Genomic DNA, 21530 nt, shown 5'->3' on the forward strand with positions numbered 1-21530 from the left:
CTAGTGTTATTCATTAGCAGGTTTTCCAATAGTGGCAAGAATTCCTCCATCTACGTAAATAATCTGTCCGTTGATGAATCTGCTTGCATCAGAAGCAAGGAAAATAGCCGTTCCGGCCAAGTCTTCCGGATTTCCCCATCTTCCTTCGGGTGTTCTGCTGATGATAAAATCATTGAAAGGGTTTCCATCCACACGGATGGGTTCTGTTTGGGAGGTTGCAAAATATCCGGGACCGATTCCGTTCACCTGAATATTGTGTTTTGCCCATTCTGTTGCTAAATTTTTGGTAAGCATTTTAAGGCCGCCTTTTGCCGAAGCATAGGCTATTACATTATCACGTCCCAGCTCACTCATCATCGAGCAGATATTGATAATCTTTCCGGATTTCCTTTTAATCATATATTTCCCGATTAATTTCGACATGATAAAAGGTCCGGTCAGATCTACATCAATTACTTTTCTAAAGTCTTCCACTTCCATATCAATAGCCGGAATACGTTTGATGATTCCTGCATTGTTGACAAGAATATCTATTTTCCCATGAGTGGCTTCCATTAACGCTACTTTTTGGGCAGCTTCCAGTTCATCCGTCACATCAAAAATATAGCCTGTTGCCTTATACCCTTTTTCGTGGTAATAATGCAATGCTTCTTCCAGTTTTGAAGGTGTTGTACTGGTAATAGCCAGTTCAGCCCCTGCTTCAGCAAGTCCTTCTGCCATTGCCATTCCTAATCCGTGAGTACCTCCGGTAACGACTGCTACCTTACCCGATAAATCAAATAAATTCATTGGAAAAATTACTTTAGTTCGTTTGTTTTAATACCGTCCATATCTCCGTAGTCCATGTTTTCTCCGGCCATGCCCCATATAAAAGTATAATTTGTAGTTCCTACACCAGAGTGGATAGACCATTCCGGAGACAATACCGCTTGCCTGTTCGTCATAAACAGGTGACGGGTTTCGTGAGGCTGTCCCATAAAATGACTTACCGTCTGCCCTTCTTCCAGGTCAAAATAGAAATAAGCTTCCATTCGTCTGGTGTGGGTATGTGCAGGCATCGTGTTCCAGACACTTCCGGGATGGAGTTCAGTCATTCCCATCTGAAGCTGACAGGTTTCTACCACAGAATTGACAATCAGTTTGTTGATGGTACGCTTATTCGCATATTTTTCCTCACCCAGTTCCACAATTTCGGCTTCGTTTCTGGTAATTTTCTTTGTGGGATATTCATGATGTGCCGGAGCTGAATTGATATAGAAATAAGGCTGTTCTTCGCCTGTCTTTTCAAAGATCACTTCCTGAGCTCCTTTTCCGATGTATAGAGCTTCCTTGTTTTCAAGCTCATATACTTTTCCGTCTACTGTTACTTTTCCTGCTGCTCCTACATTGATAATGCCCAGCTCTCTTCTGTCCAGAAAGTTTTCAGCTTTCAGATCACCGGTAGGCTCCAGTTTCAAAGCTTTGGAAGAAGGCATTATACCTCCTACAATAAGCCTGTCATACATAGAATAGACCAGTTTTATTTTATCCTCATTGAATAAATCATCGATTAGAAACTCCCTCCTGAGATCTTCTGTGGTATATTTTTTCACATCTTCAGGATGATGGGCGTAACGAAATTCTGATTGTGCCATACTACTATTTTTACTTTTTCTTTTTACGGTTTTCGCAAACCTGTTAAACTAAATGTAATCGATTGCATAAAATTACACTAAAATTGCAGAAATACTTGTGGGGTTAAATATATAATTATTCTTTAAGTAGTTAACAAAAAATTAATTTTATTTTAAAAAAATCTGATTATCAAATAAATAAAATTAAGAACAGATTAAAAAACAGATAAAAAAGAGAAGGGAAATCTAAAATAAATTTCCCAAAATTAGAAACTAACCGGACTTAAAATATAAAATCATGCCAAAATAATACAGAAAACAAGCAGTGAAATATTGATTAAAATATCATCAAATTAATACACATATGATATATACTCGTAAATATTAATGAAAAGTACAAAATATAGAAGTGCTGATAATTTCAAAAAGATGACAAAAATCAGAAAATGATTAAAATTTTTCTTCCCGGACATTAATTTTGGGATTTTTTATATCCGAAAACAGACATAGTTTTAATCAAAATTTAAGTTTTATAAACATTAAACACTTCCTAAACACATTTTTATTGTGAAGATTTAGAAAAGAACAAAACATATATATACAACTGATTTACAATGCTTTAAATTTAAAAAACAAATATATGTAAGGCTAAACACATTGTATTAAACACATAAATTAATGAAAAAATAACATTTTTTTCTTTGCGTATTAAAAAATAATATTAGTTTAGAAGCCAGATTAATTTATTACAAATAATTACGCAATCGATTGCACAACAGCGTAAGAAAATGATTAAAATACGTAATGGCCACTAAAATCCGCAGAATACTTAAAAATCCTAATCAAAAAACGATTGAAAAAACTTTCAACCAAGAATTAAAACTATAAGGATACATAATGGATAAAAGAGTACAATCAATAAAGTGGTTATATTTAACTGTTTTTCTGCTTCCTGTCCTTTCCATGGCTCAGGAAAAAGAAACAAAAAAAGATAAAGAAACCAAACTGGATGATGTGGTTTTGGTAGGCTATACAAAAGTTTCCAAAAAAGATGTTACCAACGCTGTTTCTTCCGTAAAAGGAGAAGCTCTTAAAGATATGCCTTCTACTAATGCTGCTGAAGCCATCCAGGGAAGGCTTGCCGGTGTACAGGTTTCCCTGAGTGAAGGATCTCCCGGTGCAGATGTAGACATTGTAGTGCGCGGAGGGAACTCCATTACCCAGAGTAATGCCCCACTCTATATTGTGGATGGGATACAAATGGATAATGCCCTTACCATCTTATCTCCCAAAGAAATAGAATCTATTGAAGTATTAAAAGATGCCTCTTCCACTTCTATTTTCGGATCAAGAGGAGCTAACGGTGTAGTTCTAATCACTACAAAGGGCGGCCGCAAAAAAGGAAAAACAACAATTAACTATAATGGTTTTGTAGGGGTAAGAAGCATTCAGAATAAGATCAATGTACTTGATCCTTACCAGTATGTTCTTTATCAGTATGAACAATATTATAAGAATGGAGATGCAAAAGATATTGAAACTTTTAACACACGCTACGGAACTTTTGATCAGCTGGATAAGTATAAATCTGTCAAAAATGTAAACTGGCAGGATAAACTTTTCGGGAGAGAAGCATTCAATTTTACCCATAATGTGGCATTGTCCGGAGGATCTGAGAATTCTGCATTTTCATTGACCCTTAATAATGTGGAGGAAGACGGAGTGATGATTGGATCCGGATTCAAACGTAATATGGCCAACTTCAGATATGATTATGATATTTCAAAAAAACTGAGTATTGGCCTGAACGCTCGTTACAGCCGTCAGATGATCTATGGAGCGGGAACATCAGCTTCAGGTTCGCAAACCACCAACCGATTGAGAAATGCCATCAGATATCAACCTTTTGAGGGTGGTTCTACGGTAGATGTTGATGATTTTGATCCGTTGTTCGCAGACCAGACCAATCTTGTCAATCCCGTTTTATTGGCTAACGATGAAGTGAAGGAAAGTGGTAGAAACGATTTATTACTGAACGGAACAATTGAGTATAAAATCAGCAAAGATTTTACCTTCCGCAGTGTTATCGGTTATGTACAGAGGGATCAGATTGTGAATCAGTTTTCCGGTCCGGTTACCAGTCTTGCCAGACAGAATAATGATCAGCCAGTGGTATTTATGAGTAATTCTCAAACCAGAAGAATCACCAATACCAACACATTGAATTATAGAAGAACATTCGGTAATCATAAGTTTGATCTCCTGGCAGGGCAGGAAACGGTAAGAACCGATGGTGAATCTACCTCCATCAATATCAAGTGGTTCCCGAAATCTTCTTCAGCACAGGAAGCCTTTGCCAATTCGCAGCTGGCATCACCACCTTCAGGAATGGTTCAGGATGCTCCTAAAACCGCAAGAGAAGTAGACCGTCTGGCGTCTTTCTTTGGAAGGGTAAATTATATCTACAACAACAAATATATTGCAACGGTTTCCATGAGAGCTGATGGCTCGAGTGTTTTCAAACCTGGTCCCAATCAGTGGGGATACTTTCCTGCAGCCTCTCTGGCATGGAAAATCAAGGAAGAAAATTTCTTAAAACAAAGCAATTTTGTCAATGAACTAAAACTTCGTTTAGGATATGGAAAATCAGGAAATAACAGAATCGGAGCTTTTTTATATGATACCTTCTTTACATCTTCGTCAGATTACGGCTACGCTTTCGGAACCAGTGTTACGCCAGGGGCTACCACCGGAAATATCATGGCCAATCCTAATGTAAAATGGGAAACAGCTACTTCATACAATGCGGGAATTGATTTCGGATTGTTTAATGGAAGGCTTTATGGAACTCTGGATGTTTATAAAACAGATACCAAAGATCTTTTATTATTAGCCAAAATACCACAGACTTCCGGGTACGAGTATCAATACCAAAACTCAGGAAGCAGCGAAAATAAAGGGATAGAATTATCAATGGGAAGTACCATCATCAGTAAAGAAAACTTTTCATGGAAAATTGATGCCAATATCTCATCCAACAGAAATACGATCAAAAGTTTAGGAAATAATGCTTCTGCAAGTTCCAATTCCTACTACTACCCTTCCGGATGGCAGAATAACCTGTTTGATTTCCTTGTACAGGTAGGAAAACCGGTAGGAACTTATTGGGGATATGTAACGGCCGGAAGGTATGAAGTGAGTGATTTTAATTATGATGCAGACACTCAGATCTATACTTTAAAAAACGGAATAGCAAGCTCGGCTGCTGTGGCTAACGGGGCAAAAGCTGTACAGCCGGGAGATCTTAAACTTCAGGATCTCAATGGTGACGGAGTGATTGATAATAAAGACATGACCGACCTTGGAAGCGCACAGCCTAAATTCTATGGTGGTTTTACTCAAACATTCCGTTATAAGAACTGGGATATGAGCTTACTTTTCAATTTCTCCATAGGAAATAAAGTATACAATGCCAACAAAATAGAATACACGACTCAATATCTGTATAAGGATAATAACATGCTTGCTGAAGTGGCAGACCGCTGGAGATGGTTTGACAATGCTGGAAATAAGGTGACAGATCCTACCGCTCTTGCTGCTCTTAACGCCAATACAACGATGTGGACTCCTCCCGCAGGAGCTTATTTCCTACATTCTTATGCTATTGAAGACGGCTCTTTCTTAAGACTGAATAACCTTACGATTGGATACAGCCTTCCAAAAGGATCTCTTGAAGCCATTGGAGTGAAAAACCTGAGACTGTATGCTACCGTGAATAATTTATTTACAATTACCGGTTATTCGGGATTTGATCCGGAAGCCAATACCAGAAGAAATCCATTAACTCCTGGAGTTGATTATTCAGCTTATCCAAGAAGCCGATTTATCTTATCAGGAGTAGATATCACTTTCTAAAACGAACGCTATGAACAAAAATAAATTTTCAAGTCTTTTCTTATCTCTTGCCTGCGTGGTTACTCTTAACTCCTGCAGCGATTACTTAGAGGTAGAAAATCTTTCCAATACTGCTGAAAAGCAACAGTTCGACTCAGCTCCGGACACTTTTGCTGCCCTTGTCGGGGTTTATAACAGTGCCATGGGTGACAATACTTATGGACAGAGAATGAATCTCATTCTTTCCCAATCCGGAGACGATCTCAGAACCTCCGGAGATTATAACGCCAATGACAGAAGAGGAATAAGCTGCTTTGGAGCAGTTCCTACCAATACGGAATTATTAAGACCTTTTCTGGATACTTACACAGGGATTGAAAGAGCTAATCTTGTAATCAAAAATATTCCTCTTTCTCCAGTTTATCAAACCGGATCTGCAGCTGATAAAAAGCTGATGGACCGCTATTTGGGAGAAGCATTAACACTGAGAGCATTGTTTTATTATGATCTTATTAAAAATTGGGGTGATGTTCCTTTTCAGGATGTCCCTTCTGCTGATCTCCCATCCGTTTATATTCCGAAAACAGACCGCGATGTCATCTATGAAAAACTCCTTGATGATCTGGCAAAAGCATCAGCGCTGGTACCATGGAAATCTGAAGGAGGAACTACTGCACAAAGACTTTCCAAAGCAGCAGTAAAAGGATTAAGAGCCAGAATCGCACTGGCAAGAGCCGGATATTCTTTAAGAAGAAGTCCACAACTGATGGTACAGGGCACAAATCCTCAGAAATATTATCAGATTGCTTATGATGAATGTAAAGACATCATCACTTCCGGGCAGCACAAGCTGAACCCAAGCTATGAAGGACTTTTCAGATCTTTGCATACCAATACGCCGGACACGACGAGTGAAATTATTTTTGCTGTTGGAGCTTTTGGCGGAAACTCAAGAACAGATTCAAAAATCGGATATTATAATGGCTTAAGACATGATGATTCTGACTGGAAATCAGCCGGAGGAATCAGTGCTATTCCAACTTATTTCTATGAATTTAGCAAATATGATTTGAGAAGAGATGTTAATATTGCTATTTTCAGGGTGAGCACATCAAAACAGGAGGATCTTCAGACTTCCATCAACTGGAATGACGGAAAATTCAGAAAGTCGTGGACGAGTATTACAGGAACTTCACAAAATCTGGGAATCGACTGGCCGTTGCTAAGATATGCCGATATTTTATTAATGTTTGCCGAAGCAGACAATGAACTTCACAGTGCTCCTTCTCAGGAAGCCATTGATGCTGTAATGGCTGTAAGACAAAGAGCCTATACAGGTAATTTGGGTCAGATAGGAACCATTCCTACTTCCAAGAATGACTTTTTCAAATACATTGTTCAGGAAAGATTATTGGAATTCGGGGGCGAAGGGTTGAGAAAATATGATCTGATCCGCTGGAATCTTCTGGAAACAAAGATCAATGAAACCAGACAAAAGCTTACAGATTTCATGAACGGTACCGGAGCTTATGCGAACGTTCCCGAATATATTTTTTACAAAAAACCGGCTTCCACTGTTGTCAATTATGTTCCGACAAAAACTGCTCAGCAAAATGTACTGGATATGGACATTTATGTGAACGGAATCAATAAGGCTGATGTTTTTTATAATCCAAATCAAAGTGTTGCCACTCCTTCAGGATATACAAAAGTAAACTGGAGACTGGCTATGACACAGCCATACATTAGTGGAGATCCGGTGAAAAGTTATGCCTATTATTTCCAGCCCAATAAAAGGGAACTTCTTCCTATTGCACTGGATGTGATCAATTCAAATTATAACCTTACTCAGGATTACGGATACTAGATAGTTCAACATTCATATCAAAATACAGGCTGTCTTCCACCAAGATCAGTCTGTATTTTACCTCAAAACTGCTTTATGAAATTCTCCATCTTTTTAAAAAAGGCAACTCTGTTTTCCGTTGCTCTGATCGCTTTATTCAGCCTTCTTTCATTCAAAACCAAGGATAAAACCATCGTGGTTTCGAAAGATGGAAAAGGCGATTTCACAACCATCCAGCAAGCGATTAATGCTATTGAAAACAGTTCTTTAGTAAGAACAAAAGTTTTTATTAAAAACGGAATTTATAAAGAAAAGATTACCATCCCGGAAACAAAAGGAGCCATATTGCTGGAAGGTGAAAATCCAGAAAAGACAATCATTACTTACGATGATTATGCCTCAAAAAAGAATCCTGAAGGAAAAGAGATCGGAACGACAGGTTCATCCACAATATTTATTTATTCGAATGATTTTACAGCGAAAAATATTTCATTTAAAAACAGTTCCGGAAGAGTCGGACAGGCAGTTGCCGTATTAACCTCAGGTGACAGAATCGCCTTTGAAAACTGCCACTTTTTAGGGAATCAGGATACTTTATATTTAAAAGGTGCACAGGATCTTGAAGACAAGACAAAACCGTCAAGAAATTATTTTAAAAACTGTTATATAGAAGGAACAACGGATTATATTTTTGGAGCAGGAACTGCCGTTTTTGAAAATTGTATGATCTACTCCAAAGAAACAGCAAGTTATATTACAGCCGCTTCTACTCCACAGGGAAATGAATTTGGGTTCGTTTTTATCAATTCAAAGATTATTGGAAATGCAAAAGACCATTCCGTCTATCTGGGAAGACCGTGGAGACCTTTTGCCAGGACCGCTTATATTGACTGTGAGCTTAACTCAACGATAAAGCCTGAAGGATGGCACAACTGGAACAAAACGGAAGCAGAAAAGACTACATTGTATGCAGAAGGCAACTCAAAAGGAGCTGGAGCTAATAGTACTCAAAGAGTTCCTTGGTCACATCAATTAAATAAAGAAGAAAGAAAAAAATACACTCCTGAGAACATTCTTAAAGGAAATGATCAGTGGAATATAAAAAAGAGCCTACAATAATTCATACGAGCATCTTCAATTATGACAAAAAACTTCATCAAACTACTCACCACAAGCCTTTTATGCAGTATTTCTACGCTGGTTAGTGCACAGGAAATATTGAGTTTCCCTGGTGCTGAAGGCTTTGGAAGGTTCACCACAGGCGGACGCAGCGGAAAAGTATATTTTGTAACCCATCTGAGAGACGATAGCTCTGAAGGAAGTTTAAGATACGCTTTAGATCAAAAAGGTCCGAGGTATATTGTATTTAAAACCAGTGGAACAATTTACTTACAGTCTCCTTTAAAAATAAAAGAAGGCGATATCACCATTGCCGGACAAACCGCTCCCGGAGACGGAATTACCATTGCCAATTATGAAACATTTGTAGCAGCTGACAACGTTATTATCCGTTATCTGAGATTCAGAATGGGAGATCAGAAAAAATTAGAAGGCGATGCTTTGGGAGCTAGATTTATTAAAAACCTTATGGTAGATCATTGTTCTATGAGCTGGTCTACAGACGAAACAGTTTCAATTTACGCCAATGAAAAAACGACTCTTCAATGGTGTCTCATTACGGAAAGCCTTAGAAATTCAGTTCATCAGAAAGGGGCTCATGGCTATGGCGGAATTGCAGGAGGTAAATGGGCATCCTTCCATCATAATATCTATGCACATCACGACAGCAGAAATCCAAGACTGGGGGAATACGCAGGAAGTCAATTTGCGCTGACGGATCTTACCGATTTCAGAAATAATCTGATCTACAACTGGGGACACAACAGTATCTATGGAGGTGAAGCAATGAACGTAAATCTCGTTAATAATTATTACAAACCGGGCCCTGCAACCCTAACCAGACAACGGATTGTCGCCATCGATAAAAATGAAAACCAGGAAACAGAAGTTTATCATATCTGGGGGAAATACTACATCAATGGAAATGTAATGGAAGGAAGTCCGGAAATTACCAAAGATAATTGGACAGAAGGTGTTTTCAGCCAGATGAAACCCAGCTACAATTTAACGGAAAAGGATAGAAATTCTATTAAAATCAATCAGCCTCATGATATTGAAAATAACATCAAAACCCATTCTGCGGAGGAAGCTTACAGTAAAATGCTCAAATCCAGTGGAGCAAGTCTGGTAAGAGATGCTGTTGATCTTCATGTTTTAAAAGACATTAAAACCGGAAGCTTTACTTACACAGGCTCAAAAGGAAGTAAAAACGGTATCATTGATTCACAAAATGATACAGGAGGATTTCCCCATTTAAAACAGGCAAAACCTCTCCTCGATTCGGACAACGACGGAATGCCGGATGAATGGGAAATAAAACATCATTTAGACCCAAAATCAGCCAATGCCAACGGAAGGGATCTTGATAAAAACTATGACAATATAGAAGTCTACATAAATGATATTGTCCGTAGAATAACTGATGAACAAAACTAATAACCATGAAAACTCATCAACAGAAATCGGTAACCCAACAGGAAGAAGTATGAAATTCAGTTTATTTAAAATAATTATAGCAGGTGCTTTTATCAGCACAAATCTTTCAGCGCAGACTTCTGTGATTGAAGCCATTAAGAAAACCCCAAAAGCTGCATTTTCTTATGCTGAACTGTCTGTAAAAGAAGGCGGAAAATGGGAAGGGAATCAATACATTGGAGGGACTTTCAAAAATGTTCAGGAACTCACGCTTCCGGAAGCCCATACAGATCATTCTTCTTATATCAGATACGAAGGAATTGGTCTTGAAAATAATCAGGTTGGCTACAGACTCTATCTGGACTGGAGAAATGCTACTGATATTTTCGGTAAAAAAGTAACGGGACTCGTATTGCCTGAAGTAGGCCAGGACGGTTTTGAATCTTATCATCACGATGCTCCGTGGGGACAGGATATTTTGAAATCCGGACGTACCATAGGAATAGGCTCTTACGGAAGATATGATGAGCAGAATGATTATGTTGAAACCTTTAAAATCGTAAAAAATACGAATGCAAAAGTAGTCAATGAAAAAGATCAGTCTTATGCCCTTATTGCTTACAAAGGTTGGAAAACCTGGGGCAATCCCGTAGACCTGCAATCAAAACTAACAATTTTTCGAAAAGACCGTTTTGTAAAAGTAGAATTAAATCTGAGCAGCAGCCTTTCAGGTCTTTGTACCGGAATCGTCGCTTTCAAAGATATTCCCTTGAAACAAGGAGTCAGTAAAAATAAAAAATGGGGCTATATTGCGACTTATGGGCAACAGACTCTGGCCAAAAAAGAAGACAATCTGGGAATGGCAGTCTTCTATCCGCTTGAAAGCTTTGATAAATATGTGAAAACAAAATCTACCCATACCATCATTTTCAAAAAAACTAAAAATGTATCCTATTATTTTATGGGAGCATGGTCTCAGGAACCTAACGGCTTAACAACCGAAGAATCTTTTTACCAGGATCTGGATCAAAAACTGGATATTCTCGATCAAACTCACCAACTTTAAGGTTTACAATCATGAACTTTATCAATAGCTCTATTAAAATCTATGCGCTGGCAGCTGTATGCTCCGGATTCTTTTCTTCCTGCGCACAAAAGCCATTGCAAAACACTTCAACAGAAATACAATCAGAAGCCAACAGCAAAATTTCAGCTAAACTTCCATGGTCTCAGAGAATGCTTCTTTCTGAAATAAAAAGATTTCCGCAAGCGTGGATGCTGGATTATAACAAAGCCCCGAAATGGAGCTATCCCACAGCAATTGTCCTGGAAGGCGCAGAAAGATTGTACGAAAAAACCGGAAACAAAGAATATTATCAGTATATCACAACTTTCGGTGATACAATGGTGAAAGAAGATGGAAGCATCGTTTCTTATGATCTCTCCAAATACAACATTGATATGCTGAATTGTGGAAATGTCCTTCTCTACCTTTACCAACAGGAAAAAAAAGATAAATATTTAAAAGCTTTACAAACCCTGCGTTCTCAGATAGATGGTCAGCCAAGAACTTCAGAAGGCGGATTCTGGCATAAGAAAATTTACCCTAACCAGATGTGGCTGGACGGATTATATATGGGTGAACCATTTTACGCACACTACACTCATTATTTTTCAAAAGGTGAAGAGGCTGAAAAGGCATACAGTGATATCATCAACCAGTTTGACCTGATTCAAAAGCATCTTTTAGACAAAAAAACAGGGTTACTCTATCACGCCTGGGACGAAAGCCGTCAACAGCAATGGGCCAACAAAGAAACAGGTCTTTCACCCAATTTCTGGTCGAGAGCAATGGGCTGGTACGGAATGGCTATCGTAGATGTTTTAGACTATTTGCCTCAGAATCATCCCGGAAGAGCAAAATTACTTTCCTATTTAAAATCATATTGTGATGCAGTCATCAAAGTACAGGATTCCAAAACAGGACTTTGGTATCAGGTACTGGATAAAGGCGGAGAAAAAGGAAACTATCTGGAAGCTACAGGCTCATCTATGTTTGTGTACACCATGATAAAATCTGTCAACAAAGGATATCTACCCAAATCGTATAAAGCATCTGCGAAAAAAGGATACGACGGCATTATCAAAAACCTTATTACAGTAGATGAAAACGGTGTAGTAAGCTTAAATAAATGCTGTGCAGTGGCTGGACTAGGCGGAACACCATACAGAAGCGGCTCTTATGAATATTACGTGAATGAAGAAGTCCGTTCCAATGATCCGAAAGGAACAGGTCCTTTTATCCTGGCAAGTTTAGAATTTGAAAAATAAAAAAAGATTGGGAAACCCTCATCCTTGTCAAGATAACTTTAATGTTTAATGATTGTATGAAGACAAAAAGTATTTTAAATATCATTGCGATTACAGCATGTTCAGTGGCTTCACCCTATCTTCAGGCTCAGGAAAAGAACTATGTCTCCGATGTCTGGACTGCCGATCAGGGAAAGAACTACCGAAACCCGATTTTATACGCAGACTACTCTGATCCGGATGTTATCCGTGTGGACAACGATTATTATATGACCGCATCCAGTTTCAATGAAACTCCAGGGCTTCCTATCCTTCATTCTAAAGATATGATCAACTGGAAATTGGTTAATTATGCCATTCAGGACATCCTTCCTCTTGAACATTTCTCCACCCCGAAAAGAGGTGACGGAGTTTGGGCTCCAAGCATAAGATTCCACAAAGGAGAATTTTATATTTATTGGGGAGATCCGGATTTTGGAATTTATATGGTAAAAACTAAAGATCCTCTGGGAATTTGGGAAAAACCGGTTTTGGTGATGGAAGGAAAAGGATTAATAGATTCCTGTCCGTTCTGGGATGAAGACGGAAACGCTTATCTTATTCATGGTTGGGCGGGAAGCCGTGCCGGAGTAAAGAGTATATTAACCCTTAATAAAATGAATCCTGAAGGAACAAAAGTTCTGGATAAAGGTGTTCATGTATTTGATGGGCATGACGCTCATCCTACCGTTGAAGGGCCTAAACTATATAAAAGAAACGGCTACTATTATATTTTTGCTCCGGCAGGCGGCGTTGCAACAGGATGGCAGTTGGTATTGAGATCAAAAAACATTTATGGTCCTTATGAAGAAAAAACAGTATTGGAACAGGGCTCAACAGCCATTAACGGACCTCATCAGGGAGCATGGGTAGATACTCCTTCCGGTGAAGACTGGTTTTATCATTTTCAGGATGTGGATGCTGGAGGAAGAATCACTCACCTGCAGCCGATGAAATGGGAAAAAGACTGGCCGGTAATGGGAAATGATCATAATAAAAACGGAATTGGCGAACCTGTTTCAACCTATAAAAAGCCTGATGTTGGGCAATACTACCCTGCTTCAACACCTCCTGAAACTGATGAATTTGATGGTGAAAAACTAGGATTACAATGGCAATGGAGTGCTAATGAAAATATTGTATGGTCATCAAAACTTCCCGGACAAAAATTTTTAAGACTCTTCTCCATCAAAGTTCCGGAAGGAGAAAAAAACCTCTGGAATATCCCTAATCTCTTAACCCAAAAATTTCCGGCCCCGAATTTTGCCGCCACAACAAAGGTAAAATTAGTTCCCGAAGAAGCTAAGGAAGGCAAGACCTCTGGATTATTGATAATGGGGCTAGATCATGCATCATTGGTTATCACCAACAAACCTGATGGGTATTATCTCCAACTCAGAAAAGCGGAAAAAGCAGAAAAAGGTGGAGAAGAAAAAATGCTATTTGAAACTCCATTAAAAAGTAACGAAGTCTATTTGAAAGTCAATGTAAATGAGCCTAATGGTTTATGTCAGTTCAGTTACAGTGAAAATGGTAAAAATTTCATCAAAGCTGGTGATATTTTTCAGGCAAAACCAGGAAAATGGATTGGAGCAAAAGTAGGACTCTACAGCATCAGTACAGCAAAAGCACCTCGTGGAGGATATGCAGATTTTGAATGGTTCAGCATTACAAAGAAATAAAAAATCATGAAGAAAAATCTACATAAAACCGTTTACTTTTTGTTCAGTCTAACTCTCTTATCAGCATGCCAGTCTCAGGATAAGGCACAAAAAACGATTACAAAACTGAATAAAAAAGTTACTCATATCTACCTCATCGGAGACTCCACCATGGCCGATTACACCGGAGATTATGATCCCGGAAAAGACTATATGAAAGTGCGGTATCCCATTACAGGTTGGGGGCAGGTCTTTCAGCCTTTCTTTGCAAAAGACAGCATTGAAACTCTGAGACCAGCTTTCACAACTGATTCCGTAGTCGTAGTTGACAGAGCTCATGGCGGAAGAAGTACACGAACTTTTTTCCAGGAAGGAAGATGGCGTTATGTGTATGAGCATCTTCAGCCCAATGATTATGTGATCATGCAGTTCGGACACAATGATGGTTCAGAAAAGCATCCCGAACGTTACGTGAATATTCAGGGATATAAAGAATTTTTACGGTTATTCGTTTCTCAGACAAGAGAAAAAGGAGGAAGTCCTGTTATTGTAACTCCTGTAGCAAGAAATTATCCGTGGAAAGACGGAAAACTTGAAAATGTACACGGTGAATACTGGCAGGCTCCTATGGATGTCGCTAAAGAAATGAACGTTCCTTATATTGATTTAAACAAACTATCCATGGAGTATTTTACTAAAAAAGGACAGGATTTTACAACGAATTATTATTTTATGAATTTTCCGGAAAATACTTACGTAGCTTATCCTAAAGGGCAAAAAGACAATACTCACTTTCAGCCTGAGGGAGCAAAGATAGTTGCCGCTCTGGTCTATCAGGAATTTAAAAATATAATTAAAACTCAAAAAAAATAACATGAAGAAGTCACTTACCATTATCAGTTTAGCAGTAACCATGATGTTTTCCGGGCATGCCTATGCTCAGAATCTGGATATTTATAAAAACATTGAGTTTACAATGCCTCAGGTTGCGGAAACATCTTTTCCAGCCAATACGGTTTCCATTATCCAATTTGGTGGAGTTTCAGGCGGAAATGTAAAAAATACGCTCGCTTTCAAAAAAGCCATTGATGATCTTGGCAAAAAAGGAGGTGGAAAACTGATTGTTCCGAGAGGAATGTGGCTCACGGGACCTATTGAATTAAAAAGCAATATCAATCTTTATGTGGAAGAAGGCGCTTTCATTATTTTCAGCAAAGATAAAAATGATTATCCATTGGTAGATGTAAGTTTTGAAGGGTTAAACACGACACGTTGCCAATCTCCTATTTCAGCAAAAAATGCAACTAATATCGCCATTACAGGCAAAGGGGTCATTGATGGAAGCGGAGATGCCTGGAGAGCCATTAAGAAAAGCAAAGTGGCAGAATCTGAATGGAAAGAAATCGTAAAATCCGGTGGAATATTATCTTCCGATGGCAAAACATGGTATCCTTCAGAAAGCTATAAAAAAGGATTTGAAAGCAGCTCAAGCTTCAATGTTCCCGATAAAATATCAAAAGACGAACTGAACACAGTAAAAGACTTTCTGCGTCCGGTGATGGTGAGTCTGGTGGGTTGTGACAAAGTATTGTTAGATGGTCCTACCTTCCAGAATTCCCCGGCGTGGAATCTTCATCCTCTGATGTGCTCCAATCTGATTTTAAGAAATCTTACCGTAAGAAACCCATGGTTTTCGCAAAATGGTGACGGTGTAGATCTTGAATCCTGTAAAAATGTACTGATCTACGACAATACATTTGATGTAGGTGATGATGCCATCTGTATTAAATCAGGGAAAAATGAAGACGGCAGAAAAAGAGGAATGCCTACTGAAAATGTCATCATCAAAAACAATATCGTATATCATGGACATGGAGGATTTGTCGTAGGAAGTGAAATGTCCGGAGGTGCCAGAAATATTCATGTTTCCGACTGTACTTTTATCGGAACAGATATTGGGCTTCGTTTCAAAACAACCCGTGGAAGAGGCGGAATTGTAGAAAATATTTATATTAAAAATATTGATATGATTAATATTCCTACCCAAACGATTGGTTTCAATATGTTCTATGAAGGCTCTTCCCCTGTTTTAGAAGACGGACAGAAACAGGAAGGCAATAAAACCCCGGAAAAAGTATATCCCGTAACAGAGGAAACTCCGATTTTCAGAAATATATTCTTTAAAAACATCAATGCGGTTAATTCGTATGAAGCCATTACGTTATTTGGGCTTTCCGAAATGAATCTTAAAAACATTGTGATTGAAGATTCAAAATTCGATACAAAAAAAGGGTTGACTATTGTTGATGCAGACGGAATTCAGTTGAAGAATGTAACCCTGAAATACACGGAAGGAACGGGAGCAACGGTTTATAACAGTAAAAACATTAACCTGTCTACTGTGAAATTTGAATCACCAATCAAACCTTATATCAAAATCTTAGGAAACAAAACCGGAGCTGTAGCTTTACCTAAAGATTTACTCTCTGATAAAAGCACAGTTTCCATAGGAACGGAGGTAGCTAGAAACTCAGTAAAATAGTTGATTATCGCAAAGACGTAAAAGATTGAATTAACAGTGCTTTTAAGACGCAAAGATTTTATCTTCGATAAAATTGAAAGCTTCTCATTTTGCTGAAAATCTTTGATTTTCTCGCGACTTATAAAACAAAAGAAAGGATAAAAATTTTGTGCCTTTGCGTATTCCAACATTTATAAATTAAAGAAATCGCTTTATCAGATGATTTTCACCAAAAGACATACTTATATTTCTATTTTCTTCGTAGGGACGATGGCATTCGGGCAGGTAAGCAGACCGAATGCTTCTCCTTACACCAATGAAGGAACTTTTGAAAAATTAAAGAAAAAATACTCTTTCATAACTCCAATTGATCGCCCGGTTCCGCCAAATATTAAAATCGACAAGGATATTGAATACAAAAACATCAACGGAACATCATTAAAAGCCGATGTATACTACCCTCTTGATGATTCAAAAAAGCATGCAGGAATTGCAATGGTTCACGGTGGCGGATGGATTTCCGGAAGTAAGGATAATGAAAAATATATGGCAATGGAATTAGCTTCAAAGGGATTTGTTGTTATCGCTGTTGGCTACCGTCTTGCGGATGCTGCAAAATATCCTGCCGGAATTGAAGACATAGAAACCGCTATTCAATGGTTAACTACACATCACAAAAAATATTCTTTAGACAAAAAGAAAATGGTTGTTTTTGGGGAGTCTGCCGGAGCGCAGATTGCAACTTTGGTCGGAGTACAAAAGAAAAATAACATAAAGGCGATCATTAATATTGACGGAATTGTATCCTTCATTCATCCTGAAGCTGAAGAAAGTACTTACGCCTCCTATTGGCTGGATGGAGACCGGAATACCAATCTAAAAAACTGGACGGAAGCTTCACCGCTGGAATATGTTGATAAAAATACTCCGCCTATTCTTTTTATCAACAGTTCTCAACCCAGGTTTCATGCCGGAAGAGATGATATGATGAAAAAACTAAAGGCTTACAATATTCCTTGTGAATTTCATGAAATTAAAGATTCTCCACACTCATTCTGGTCTGCAGAGCCATGGTTTACAGAAACGTTGAACTATACCGTTGATTTTTTAAATAAAGTTTTGAAATAATTTTTAACCAGATCTTATGAAAAAATTATTTGTAATACTATTGCTGGCAGTTTCTCAATATATTTGGGCGCAAAGCAAACCTTATATCACCCTTACAGTTGCTCAGGATGGAAGCGGAGATTTTGCCACCATTCAGAAAGCAATCAATTCTGTAAGAGATCTTGGTCCGGCAGAAGCATTCATAAGAATCAAACCGGGAATCTATCATGAGAAAGTGGTCATTCCTTCTTCGAAACATAAGATCACACTGGAAGGGGAAAACAGAAACAATACGATAATTACCAACAATGATTTCTCAGGAAAAACAGATTCTTTCCATGAAAAGATGACGACTTTCAATTCCTATACTCTTCTGGTAATGGGTGATGATATCAAAATCAGCAACCTGACCGTTCAAAACAGTTCATGCAATGAAGGACAGGCGGTTTCGCTTCATGTAGAAGGAGACCGTTTTGTAATGAAAAACGCTGATATTATTGGTTGTCAGGACACTTTTTATGCTGCAACCAACCACAGCAGACAGTATTTTGAAAACTGTTATATAGAAGGAACTACCGATTTTATTTTCGGACAGGCAACCGTTGTTTTTAAAAACTGTACGATTAAAAGCTTAGCCGATTCTTACATCACTGCTGCTGCCACGGAAATTGACAGAAAATATGGATTTGTTTTTTTCGATTGTAAGCTTATTGCTAAAGATGAGGTGTCTAAAGTGTATCTCGGAAGGCCTTGGAGACCGTATGCTAAAACAGTTTTTATCAATACGGAAATGGGAAAACATATTCTCCCTGAAGGCTGGAATCCCTGGAAAGGAGACAAAATGTTTCCCGATAAAGAAAAAACCGCTTATTACGCAGAATACAGAAGCAAAGGCGATGGTGGAAATCCTTCAAAACGGGTAAGCTGGTCTCATCAACTGACAACAAAAGATCTTAAAAATTACAACTTAGAGAAAATATTTGACGGCTGGAACCCTAACATAAATAATAAGCAATAGGTAATAAGTAATATCCAATATACAGAAGATACTTAAATAAAAAAGCAAATGAAAAATAATGACCAATTTTTCTATCCCATTGACATTGGAATATGAAGCGTTAAAAAAATTATTTCTGTGAACGTTAAGAAAATTCTATTGTTTGAGCGCAACACCAGTAATGACCAGAAGAAGAAAAATCGAATTCGCATGAGTTTAGAATTTTTAGAGAATAGAATTAATTTTTAGCGGAAGATTCCCAGTCTTGAATTTTTGATTCTTTTGTTTCAAGACAAAAGAATTATACTAAATAAAATAAACATGAAAAAAAAACTTACCCTTCTTATCTTCTTCCTTTCCATCATCACCTATGCACAGCAACCTACGCTATTCCTCATTGGTGATTCTACCATGGCCAATAAAGAAAATCCGGACAAAAACCCGGAGCATGGCTGGGGACAAATGCTTCCATCTCTTTTAACAACTGGAATATCCGTTCAGAATCACGCCACCAACGGAAGAAGCTCCAAAAGTTTCAGAACGGAAGGCAGATGGAATAAAGTGATGAATCAGCTTAAGAAAGGGGATTTTGTGATCATCCAGTTTGGACATAATGACCAGAAAATAAATGACTCCACGCGTTTTACCAATCCATACACTCAATACAGAGCCAATCTTGAAAGATATGTCGGCGAAGCCAGAGCTAAAGGTGCTATTCCGATCCTCATGACTTCAATTGTAAGAAGGAATTTTAATGAGAACGGTGTTTTGGTGGATACACATAAAGAATATCCTTTGGTGGTCAGAATGGTTGCCAATGATCTTAAAGTTCCTTTTGTTGATTTACAATTATTGTCAGAGCAGCTGGAAATTTCCTATGGTCCGGAAAACTCAAAAAAACTGCATCTGCATTATAAAAAAGGTGATGAACCTTATTATCCGGAAGGAAAAGATGACGATACTCATTTGTCAAAACTAGGAGCCGAATCTGTTGCATGGCTGGCAGCTACCTCTTTAAAAGCCTTGAAAATCGGCTTGGAGAAGTATATTAAATAACACGGATTGTATTGATCCCACAAAATTGTAATTAAAAAAATATAAAATGGATTTCAAAAAAGAACCTTTCTTCGATAGGAACACTGCTTGGGAAGATTTAGGAAATGGTATTTCCAGGCAGTTTGTTGGATATAATTCTCAGGTGATGATGGTTATTGTAAAATTTGAGAAAGATGCTGTAGGAGCATTACATCAGCATTTTCATTCTCAGATCACGTATGTTGCTTCAGGAAAGTTTGAAGTTACAATAGATGGTGAAACAAAAGTTTTAAAGGAAGGAGATGGATTTTTTGCACAGCCTAATATTTTTCATGGGGTGAAATGTCTTGAAGAAGGAAAGCTCATTGATGCTTTTACGCCTTTCCGGGAGGATTTTCTTATTTAATTAAAAGAATGTTGGAAAACGCAAAGGCACTAAGTTTTTTTTTAATACCATTCGTTTTTAAGGCGCAAAGATTTTATCTCCGATAAAATTGTAAACTGCATCCTTTGCTGAAAATCTCATATGGGCAAAGTCAAATGTTCTTTGCGATAATCCAACAAAAAAACAAAGCATTAAAAATATAAAATACTGCCATTTTTAGTGACTCGTTTAAAGCAATAAATAAATTTTAAATAAAACATAAAATGCAACCGATTGATCAAATAAAATATTTAATATTGTAATTATATAAATATTAATATAGTAAAATATAAAATAATTTAATATTAATAATATAATTTTATACCAAGAACAAATCACAAAATATAAACTATGAAAACAACGTTCAAGGCGGCCTTATTAACAGTCGCTCTAAGCTCTGCTTTTACCTTAACCGGATGTGGTCAGGAAGAAATGAACAATGACCTTACACAAAGCGAACTCAACATCAAAAACTCTTTATCACAAAAGATTGTTCCTCTGGCCAATTGTGTCGCTCCGGGATGGGCTTCTCAAAACGGTGGAACTACCGGTGGCGGAACAGCAGCAGAAACAACTGTTTCTACTTACGCACAATTAAAAGCAGCTATTGAAAATACAGCCGTAAAAGTGATCAAAGTAACCGGAACTATTACCATCACTACCCGTTTATCTCTTCAGGACCAGACAGGAAAAACAATTTACGGAACAACCGGAGCCAAACTCGTTTCTACTGACCAGACGAAAGACGGTTCAGGTATTATCAATATTAAAAGATGTAATAATATCATTATCCGTAACCTTATTTTTGAAGGTCCTGGCGCTTATGACACCGATGGTTGGGATAATGCCATTCTGGACGACTGCCGAAATGTATGGATAGATCACTGCGAATTCAGAGATGGAGTGGATGGAAATTTCGACATTAAGAATAAATCCGATTATATTACTGTTTCTTATACGAAATTCCATTACCTGAAAGCCCCAAAACCTGGAGGCTCAGGAGGAACAGATGATCACAGGTTCTCGAACCTTATCGGATCCAGCGACGGAGCAACTGCTGATGCCGGAAAGCTGAATGTAACTTTTGTCAGATGTTGGTGGGCACCTGGGTGCAGGGAACGTATGCCAAGAGTAAGATTTGGTAAAATTCATATTCTGAACAGCTATTTCAACAGTTCTGTAAGCAACAAATGTATTGCAGCAGGGGTTCAGGCTAATATTCTGGTAGAAAGAAATGTTTTTGAAAATGTAAAAGAGCCTATCAACCTAATGAGTGGATTTACAGCGGTAACCCAATCCGGAAGCAGTTTCATCAATGTTACCGGAAATACAGCAGGAAGCGGAACAGCATTCACTCCGCCATACACTATCACAAAACTTAATGTAGCAGATGTAAAGGCAGATGTAACAGCTAATGCGGGAGCTACTTTGGGAGGAAATGTTTGTGATCAGTTTTAGCACAAGACTTCAGTAATAGTAGTCATAAAAGGAAGAGGGCGTCTCAGAAATGAGATGCTCTTTTTTATTTGAAAAAAATAAGCGGGTAAA

General features: G+C 38.0%; 16 protein-coding genes. 14 read left to right on the top strand and 2 right to left on the bottom strand.

The window, feature by feature from the left end; all coding sequences use genetic code 11:
- Positions 1-6: 6 nt before the first annotated feature.
- Together REB14_RS19330 and kduI are read right to left on the bottom strand one after the other, a co-directional pair.
- Positions 7-789, bottom strand: a complete 783-nt coding sequence (locus tag REB14_RS19330) for a gluconate 5-dehydrogenase (protein ID WP_309523006.1) — start codon at positions 787-789, stop codon at positions 7-9.
- An 8-nt stretch (positions 790-797) separates the two neighbouring features.
- Complete coding sequence (gene kduI, locus REB14_RS19335; protein WP_079241497.1) at positions 798-1634, bottom strand: 5-dehydro-4-deoxy-D-glucuronate isomerase; 837 nt, start codon at positions 1632-1634, stop codon at positions 798-800.
- A gap of 876 nt (positions 1635-2510) precedes the next feature.
- Between kduI and REB14_RS19340 the strand changes: the two genes are divergently transcribed.
- The 14 genes from REB14_RS19340 (at position 2511) to REB14_RS19405 (ending at position 21440) form a co-directional block, all read left to right on the top strand.
- Positions 2511-5528 carry a SusC/RagA family TonB-linked outer membrane protein gene (locus REB14_RS19340; RefSeq protein ID WP_309523007.1) on the top strand — a complete coding sequence of 1006 codons (3018 nt, stop codon included), beginning with the start codon at positions 2511-2513 and terminating at the stop codon, positions 5526-5528.
- Positions 5529-5538: 10 nt separating this feature from the next.
- A complete protein-coding gene (locus REB14_RS19345; protein WP_309523008.1) occupies positions 5539-7374 on the top strand; it encodes a RagB/SusD family nutrient uptake outer membrane protein in 1836 nt (611 codons plus the stop codon).
- Positions 7375-7449: 75 nt separating this feature from the next.
- On the top strand, positions 7450-8472 hold the full coding sequence (locus REB14_RS19350; RefSeq protein WP_309523009.1) for a pectinesterase family protein: 1023 nt from the start codon (positions 7450-7452) through the stop codon (positions 8470-8472).
- 21 nt (positions 8473-8493) lie between these two features.
- Positions 8494-9909, top strand: coding sequence for a pectate lyase (locus REB14_RS19355; RefSeq protein ID WP_309523010.1), 1416 nt, complete (start codon positions 8494-8496; stop codon positions 9907-9909).
- Positions 9896-10954 (top strand): DUF4861 family protein, encoded by a 1059-nt coding sequence (locus REB14_RS19360; RefSeq protein WP_238594400.1) that lies wholly within the window; start codon positions 9896-9898, stop codon positions 10952-10954. Before REB14_RS19355 ends, REB14_RS19360 begins: the two co-directional genes overlap by 14 nt.
- Positions 10955-10965: 11 nt before the next feature.
- Positions 10966-12219, top strand: coding sequence for a glycoside hydrolase family 88/105 protein (locus tag REB14_RS19365; RefSeq protein ID WP_079241492.1), 1254 nt, complete (start codon positions 10966-10968; stop codon positions 12217-12219).
- A 56-nt stretch (positions 12220-12275) separates the two neighbouring features.
- On the top strand, positions 12276-13919 hold the full coding sequence (locus tag REB14_RS19370) for a glycoside hydrolase family 43 protein (RefSeq protein ID WP_309523011.1): 1644 nt from the start codon (positions 12276-12278) through the stop codon (positions 13917-13919).
- A 6-nt stretch (positions 13920-13925) separates the two neighbouring features.
- The gene (locus REB14_RS19375) at positions 13926-14771 is read left to right on the top strand and encodes a rhamnogalacturonan acetylesterase (protein WP_309523012.1); all 846 of its coding nucleotides are present in this window, start codon (positions 13926-13928) and stop codon (positions 14769-14771) included.
- A gap of 1 nt (position 14772) precedes the next feature.
- Positions 14773-16440: a glycoside hydrolase family 28 protein gene (locus REB14_RS19380; RefSeq protein WP_309523013.1), complete on the top strand. Its 1668-nt coding sequence runs from the start codon at positions 14773-14775 to the stop codon at positions 16438-16440.
- Between the two features lie 198 nt (positions 16441-16638).
- Positions 16639-17547 carry an alpha/beta hydrolase gene (locus tag REB14_RS19385; protein WP_309523014.1) on the top strand — a complete coding sequence of 303 codons (909 nt, stop codon included), beginning with the start codon at positions 16639-16641 and terminating at the stop codon, positions 17545-17547.
- Between the two features lie 16 nt (positions 17548-17563).
- Positions 17564-18544: a pectinesterase family protein gene (locus REB14_RS19390; RefSeq protein WP_079241487.1), complete on the top strand. Its 981-nt coding sequence runs from the start codon at positions 17564-17566 to the stop codon at positions 18542-18544.
- A 300-nt stretch (positions 18545-18844) separates the two neighbouring features.
- Positions 18845-19579: a rhamnogalacturonan acetylesterase gene (locus REB14_RS19395; protein ID WP_309523015.1), complete on the top strand. Its 735-nt coding sequence runs from the start codon at positions 18845-18847 to the stop codon at positions 19577-19579.
- A gap of 46 nt (positions 19580-19625) precedes the next feature.
- Positions 19626-19964, top strand: coding sequence for a cupin domain-containing protein (locus REB14_RS19400; protein WP_309523016.1), 339 nt, complete (start codon positions 19626-19628; stop codon positions 19962-19964).
- A 369-nt stretch (positions 19965-20333) separates the two neighbouring features.
- Positions 20334-21440: a pectate lyase family protein gene (locus REB14_RS19405; protein ID WP_309523017.1), complete on the top strand. Its 1107-nt coding sequence runs from the start codon at positions 20334-20336 to the stop codon at positions 21438-21440.
- The last annotated feature ends 90 nt before the right edge of the window (positions 21441-21530 follow it).

Origin of the sequence: Chryseobacterium metallicongregator, assembly GCF_031324065.1 — a bacterium.
Taxonomy (GTDB): domain Bacteria; phylum Bacteroidota; class Bacteroidia; order Flavobacteriales; family Weeksellaceae; genus Chryseobacterium; species Chryseobacterium metallicongregator.